Below are 7246 nucleotides of genomic sequence, written 5' to 3' on the forward strand. Positions count from 1 at the left end.
ACCGAATTACACGCAATAATACTGATTTCCCTTCTTGCCGCCACGGCATCGGTCGTGTCGCAGGGAAAGTTTTTCACCTATCACTACTTGCCCTTCCTGTTGCCCTTGCCAATCACGATAGCTCTTACTGCAGACGCCATGATCGAACAGGTGAACCGGGACGCGAGATCGGTTCTCAAAAAGACGGGCGCCATTATGGTGGTTGTCGCGATGCTCATCCTGCCGTACCAAACGGCGTTCACTAAAAGCCTTCGCAATGTTATTATTGAGGTCAATGACGGAGATGACAAACTGCACTGGGCGCTGCATAACATGCCACCCGATTTCAATTTTATTGAAACAGTGGCCGCAGCCGAGGAGATTGCAGAGCTTCAAAAACCGGACGACCAGATATTCGTCTGGGGCTACGAAACCCTGCTTTATTTCCTTTTGCAGAGGCCGCCATCCTATAGATACCCCTATGCATGGCCTCTCGTCGTCGATTTTTATGACGGCCGGTATACTCATGATCTGATATCAAGGCTGGAGGCAAAGCCACCGGAAACCTTCATTGTGCAGTTCGACGATCAAACCCCGCATGTCACGGGACACAACCACGACTCCCGGGACATGTTAAAGAAAATTCCGGAACTTTTACACTTCCTCGATCAGAATTATTCTAAAGTAAAAACCGTGCCGCGTTTCGAGATCTGGCGAAGAAATTTTTAAGGATCAAGGCAACCTGGTGCCACGGCAATGAAACCCACACAATGCTGTTTAGCTCCCAGGACGTTTTACTATGTTCGTGGAATTGAGACGCTGAAAAATTAGTTAACTGAGGCAGTTGGATGATGAATATGACACGGAACGTTGCCAAGTTCCTTTTTGTGACTATGCTGCTGGCGGTATTTTCAGTTCTTTGGTTCCGGGTTGCCTGGATATCGGATGATGCACTCATTTCCATGAGAAGCGTTCTGAATTTGACGAACGGATACGGTCCCGTTTTTAATGTCGGAGAGCGGGTTCAGGCCTATACCCACACGCTCTGGTTTTTTGCGCTGGCAGGGACAGAGTTGCTCCTAAAAAATATTTATTTGTCATCCTTGGTTTTGTCACTTTTGTCCTCAGTGTTGGCGATTGCAGTACTGATCTGGCACAGCCGAACAGGAATAATTCTAACGACTATGTGCTTTCTGGCACTGATATTGTCAAAAGCGTTCATGGATTTTTCGTCGAGTGGTTTGGAAGTGCCGCTAAGCTATCTGCTTCTGGCGCTGTCGATGATCTCTTTTGAGCGGGCGCACAGGCACGGAAGCGCTGACAAAATTATCCAACCGGTATTTCTGTTCGGCCTGTGCTATCTCAATCGACCGGATCTGATTTTCTTCCTTGTGCCAGCAGGAGTCATGTTGTTCCTGAATTCAGGATCGAAAATAGGTTTCATGGTCAAAGCCGTATTCGCCCTGTCACCGGTAATCCTGTGGACCTTGTTTTCACTTTTTTATTACGGAAACCCGTTTCCAAATACCGCTCTGGCGAAGTTGAACACGGGGATCGGAACCATCGAGCGGCTTGAACAGGGGGGGCGGTATTTTTTCCATAGTGTTGTAACCGACCCGGTCACGCCCGCCATCATACTGGTAGCCTGCGTCTTGGGATTGTTCCAATCCGCCGGCCGGACGTTTGTTTACGGCCTCATTCTTTACCTTCTCTACATATGTTACGTCGGGGGCGACTTCATGGAGGGGCGGTTTCTGGCGCCCGCCTATTTCTTCTCGATTTTCTTGATGGTGATGCGCCCCACCGCTCGAAGCCGCGCCATTCTGTTGTCCGTGTGTGTTCTGTTGTTCGGAGTGCCAAACATTTCAAAAACAATCCTGAGCGGTCCGGACTACGAACACCGCGAGATCAACGCCGACGGTATTGCCGATGAACGTGGTTTTTACTATCAGCGATGGGGCCTGCTAAGCCCCAAACGGCGGGGGTTCCCCCCCCCCGAATGGCGGACCTTCACCGACTTGCAACTCGGTGGAATAGTCTGCCACCAGCTGGGGCAGCGAGGAATTGATTCCGGACCTTCCGTTTCATGGATCGACAGGTGTGCTCTGACGGACCCGGTTCTATCGCGGCTCCCCGCCAGGCAGCGCGATGACTGGCGAATAGGACACTATTACCGGCAAATCCCCACAAATTACGAGTTTGCGCATGTGGGGCAAATCGATCGGCTGATCGATGCTGAGACGAAGCACCTTGTGGAGTTGGTGCACAGCGTCGTCCGCGGCGATCTGTGGAGTTTTCAAAGACTCAAAGACGTATTTAGGCTGCAGTTTTATTCACTGCCGCAACCGACCTTCGATATTTACAGAAATTACGATATATCGTCCCGAGACTTGCAGCCCGAAGACGCTGCCGCATTCCACTCCGAAATTATGTACTTCTCCACGATAGATCCAAAGCACCAAACCGGAACAGAACAGGATCAGGTCACTGAAGCGGGAGCCGAAACGGAACTGGTGTTCGGCGAACGCGGACTGCAAATAAATGTACCTGACGGTCAAGCGCCGCGTTTCCTTCATTTGGGGATTCAGGCTGAAGACAAGTTTTCGGTTTTCATCCTGAATGACGGACAGGTTTCCCAAGTGCGCTTTCCCCCCTCTGAATCAGGCGAACACCGCCCTCTGACCATTGCAGTGCCGTCCAGACTCAAGAATTATTCGATCAAACTGATCCCCGGAGTCATCCGGACACGTTATGTCGTTTCCGTTGAGTTGGAAGAATAGACCGCAGGGCTGGCAAAAAGACACCGCGCCGGAGCGCTTCAAGAGCAATTTCTCAAGCTCCATCGACGACGCAAACGTGAATTTATATATCTATACAGTCCTGTCATTTGTGGACATACATGGCCCCGGCCTGATTACAAGGCCTTGGTTAGAGCTGAATTGGCTTCACGGTTTTTGATGTGTATCCGGATTCTGCGAGCGATTCGAGTGCAAAGCACACCAGCTTTTCTATGCATGGTTGAATGTGAAAAAACACCAAGGCCAAGGCTGCAGTAGCGCGCAGGCATTGAATCGATATAATTTTCTACATCGAATTGATTTGCCCAACATTCTCTAACTACCCACACGTTTGAGAGCAGTACTTATTATTTTGTTCTCAGAATGGTCGTTGTGCGTATTTATGAAGCCGATCAAACAGATAAGTATCACAACTTGCATCACAGGCCCCGCGCTCCGGCTATCACGAACCTGTATGTCAATCCTCCTTCGACAACCTAAATCTGTCGCGCCAGAAATAAGGCAAGTAACTATAGTAAATGTAACTGACGGTAAAAAATTACTGGTAAACATGCCTGAGCGACCATTTTGCGCTGCGCATAAAAAAGCCCCCGATACCGCGGCGGCGTCGAGGGCGTGTTTTCTTGATGAGATCAAAGTCTTAGGACGTCAAGCTATGCAAATGCGATGCGCAGCCGGTGAGGGCGGCGTAGTCGTCTTCGACCACTGAGACCGAAAAGTTCTGCATGAAGCCTGTGAAGCGGCCTTTGTCGCGGAAGGCATGCGCAAACTCGAACCGCTCAAGATGCGGTGCCATAGCGCGCGCAACTCCGCCGACCAAATAAATGCCCCCAAACGGCAATTGGATCAGCGCAAGGTTGCCCGCGACCGTGCCCAATATCTTGATGAAGATCGCAACGGTTTCATCTGCGCGCGGATCGTTCTTCGCCTCTACGGATGCCATGATGTCGGCTGCGAATTTTTCGCGTGGGTCGTTGGCTTGGATTCCCAAGAACCGATAGACCTGTTCCAAGCCGCGCCCCGACAACACATCTTCGATAGACGGGAAACCATGCGCGTTTTCGATGAATTGGCACAAGGCCAGCTCTAGCTCGTTGCGGATCGGCAGGTTGGCGTGGCCACATTCTGACGGGGCAACGAAACGACCTGTATGGGTTTCAAACACTGGCGCCGCGTTAAATCCCGTTCCAACACCAACCACCAAACGCACAGCATTTGGGGACGGCGCTTCAGCGGTATGCGCAGGCGCGACGCAGGTGATGTTGTCGTCAGAGATGTACCCCAACGCATGACCTTGTGCCTGCAAGTCATTCAAAATAGACACATTTTCAGCACTTGTGGCGCGACGCAGGGTTTCCTTGTCGATGGTCCAATCCAAGTTTGTCATGGTGCCAACGCCGTCTCGCACAGGGCCCGCGACAGCGACGCACGCGCCAAGGCAATCGACGTCGCCTTCCTCAGAAATATAGGTGCGCAGGACTGTTTCCAAGCCAGGGTAGCCCGAATTGCGGTAGCGCCGGATGGTGTCGGGCAGCAAGTCTTTGCCGTTCGCCAGAGCCACGCGTGTGTTGGTGCCGCCGATATCCGCGACGAGCGAAAGGGCGTTTTTTGGGTGTTTTGTCATCGCTTAGTCTCGTTTCAGGGCTTCTTTAAGTAAGTGGTAAGAGGCTTTGGGTGTGCGCGCCAGTGTTTCGAAGTCCACATGCACCAAACCAAAGCGTTTTTCAAACCCTTCGGCCCATTCGTAGTTGTCAAACAGCGACCAGTACATGAACCCTTGCAGGTTTACGCCATCATCGATGGCCTGCTTCATCGCCGCCAAATGGCTTTGGATAAAGGCGCCGCGTTCTGGGTCATGGACAACACCGTTTTCGACGTGGTCATCCCAAGCAAACCCGTTTTCTGTGACGATCATCGGCATATCGCCAACGTAGTCGTCGTTCATCCGCGTGAGGAAATGGTGCAGACCCTCGGGGTAGATTTCCCAACCCATCTGGGTCGTCGCACGGTGACCTTTGACGGCTTTGGTGTGCGGCCAAGCATTTGAGTCTGGGTCGTGGGCGTGAATTTTGCGGGTGTAGTAGTTGACGCCGAGCCAATCGAGCGGCTGGTGGATATGCGTCTTGAGATCCTCTTCCCAGCCTTTTGGCAGGTGGGCGCCAAACCCTTCCAAAGCCTCTGCAGGGTAGGTGCCTTTGGTCATCGCCTCGATGAACCAACGGTTGTAGATAGCGTCTTCGGTGGCCGCGGCCTTAATGTCGGCCGGATCGTTGGAGGCAGGGTGCGCGTATTCGAAATTCAGCGCGATACCAAGGTTGCTGCGGCCTTTGGCACGCAGGCGGTTCATAGCTTCGCCGTGTGCCTTAAGAATATAGTGCATGGCACGAGACGCCGCGCGGATGTCGCGCAGGCCAGGTGCGTGGATGCCAAGGAAGTGGGACAAGTAGGCCGCGCACCAAGGTTCGTTGATGGTGGCAATGCCTTCCATGCGGTCGCCGATTTTGTCGTCAATGATATCGACATAGTCACCAAACCAATTGTGGACGTCTGGATTGGTCCAGCCCCCGAGATCGGACAGGGCGGCGGGCATTTCCCAGTGGTACAAGGTTTGGTAGGGCTTGATGCCGCGTTCCAAAAGCGCGTCTGTCAAGCGGTCGTAGTAGTCCAAACCCTCTTGATTGACCTGACCACGCCCCTCTGGCAGCACGCGCGCCCATGAAGTCGAAAAGCGGTAGGCATCAAAATTGCCGTCTTTGAGCAGGTCGAAGTCTTGTTCATAACGCCCATAGTGATCGCAAGCGATAGCACCGGTTTCATTGCGGACAACGTTGCCAGGGGTCGCGGCGAAGGTGTCCCAATGGGAGGGGCCGCAACCGCCAAAGGCGCTGCCTTCGATTTGATAGGCGGCTGTTGCGGCTCCAAATTTGAAGCCTTTTGGGAAATCTTTGCGTGTCAGGGTCATGTTTGGCTCCAAGCTGGGGGGTCGGCTGTTGGTGATAGCGCTAACCTAGAGGTTTTGATGGAAATAGCAGGATAGAATCGGAATTGCTATAGAGGAAGGCGCGGACTTTGCGTGATCTATAACGTTATAGTACACTATTTTGAAAATCCATAGCGCTTTGAGGGCGATTTCGTCGTGAATTGTTGCTCAATTGATGTGTTTTTCGCGACGTCGGATGTCAGTGCGCGCCATGAGCCGATCACATGGCGCCGGAGTTCGCATGTGGCGCTGCGGGGCTGGCGCTATGATTTGGGGGCAGGGCCAGTGGTGTTGCCAATGATCAATTCGGCCTCAAGCAGCACATGGCGGTGCGCGCAGTCGGGATCAGAAATCTGTTCCATCAACAGCTCAGCGCAGGTGCGACCAGCGAAGCGCACAGATGAACGTGTTGCTGTGTACACAGGTTCCGCGTGACCGTTGCGAAAGTATGAAAGCTCATCGTCATGGATGATCAACGACACATCTTTGCCCAAAACAAGGCCCATTTCATTGCAGGCGCGTCGCACGCCGATTCCGACAATAATGGAGGACACGAGAAAGGCCGTGGGCGGTTGGTCTGCTTTCAAAAGCGCCATGGTTGCCTGAAAGCCGTACTCTTCAGTCATTTCGTCAGACAAACAGAAATCCGGATTTATCGGCAGTCCTGCGGCCGTCATGGCGCTGTCATATCCGTGACGTCGACGCATGGCAAAATCCATTGTTTCCAAGCCGTTAAGCAGTGCAATGCGTTCATGTCCAAGGTCGATTAAGAACTGGGTGGCGCGCTCAAACGCGCGTTTGTTGTTCACGTCGACCCAAGCATAATTTTGGTCAAGTTCGGCGTTTGAGCGTCCGTGAACCACAAAGGGCATGCCGATATCTTGAAGCAGTTTGATTCGCGGATCGTTCTCAACGGGACCGTGAACAATCACCCCATCAACGGACCCTTTGGAGGCAAAATTCCGGTAGGCTGATTCTTCGTTGGTGTCTGGCACGATAGACAGGTGCATGTCGTAGTTTTCTTGCGAATAGATTTCGGAGGCACCCGCAATGAAGTCGGTGAACACCGGATTGACCACTTCGTGTTTGGTCGACAGGGGGATGACGTGGCCCACAGCATGCGTGCGACCGGTGGCAAGGCCACGGGCGCGGGTGTTGGCAATATAATTGTGGTCACGCGCCGCTTTATTCACCCGCTCGCGGGTGGCTTCAGAAACCTCAGGGTAGCCGTTCAGCGCGCGGCTGACGGTTGTTTGAGACAGTTTCAGTATGGCCGAAAGCTCTTTGAGATTCATAAGGCGCGCTCCTCCAAAACGCTGTGAAGTGAGCGGCACGTTAGGAGAATTTTAGGATATAGGCAAATACTGATGCGCTAGTTTTGCATTGAATTTACACAAAAAGAGGCAGGATTCTTTCGTTTTGTGTGACTTTCCGCAAGGTTTTCCATTGACTCAGGAACCGCTTTGGTAGAAGGTCAATCTACCAAAGC

The 7246-nt window shown here is 52.5% G+C and carries 5 protein-coding genes; 2 read left to right on the forward strand and 3 right to left on the reverse strand.

Translation table 11 applies throughout. The features are described 5' to 3' along the window. Together ABF287_RS15155 and ABF287_RS15160 are read left to right on the forward strand one after the other, a co-directional pair. Nucleotides 1–708: hypothetical protein (locus tag ABF287_RS15155; protein WP_347185835.1), on the forward strand; the 708-nt coding region annotated here is incomplete at its 5' end. Nucleotides 709–836: 128 nt separating this feature from the next. Beyond that, complete coding sequence (locus tag ABF287_RS15160) at nucleotides 837–2759, forward strand: hypothetical protein (protein WP_347185836.1); 1923 nt, start codon at nucleotides 837–839, stop codon at nucleotides 2757–2759. 658 nt (nucleotides 2760–3417) lie between these two features. Here ABF287_RS15160 and ABF287_RS15165 read toward each other — a convergent pair. From ABF287_RS15165 to ABF287_RS15175, 3 genes are all read right to left on the reverse strand, one after another. Further along, nucleotides 3418–4401, reverse strand: a complete 984-nt coding sequence (locus ABF287_RS15165) for a glucokinase (RefSeq protein WP_347185837.1) — start codon at nucleotides 4399–4401, stop codon at nucleotides 3418–3420. Between the two features lie 3 nt (nucleotides 4402–4404). Continuing rightward, nucleotides 4405–5739 carry a GH1 family beta-glucosidase gene (locus tag ABF287_RS15170; RefSeq protein WP_347185838.1) on the reverse strand — a complete coding sequence of 445 codons (1335 nt, stop codon included), beginning with the start codon at nucleotides 5737–5739 and terminating at the stop codon, nucleotides 4405–4407. Nucleotides 5740–6020: 281 nt separating this feature from the next. Beyond that, on the reverse strand, nucleotides 6021–7052 hold the full coding sequence (locus ABF287_RS15175) for a substrate-binding domain-containing protein (RefSeq protein WP_347185839.1): 1032 nt from the start codon (nucleotides 7050–7052) through the stop codon (nucleotides 6021–6023). Between the last annotated feature and the right edge of the window lie 194 nt (nucleotides 7053–7246).

The organism is Pacificibacter sp. (genome assembly GCF_039769035.1).
GTDB lineage: Bacteria > Pseudomonadota > Alphaproteobacteria > Rhodobacterales > Rhodobacteraceae > Celeribacter.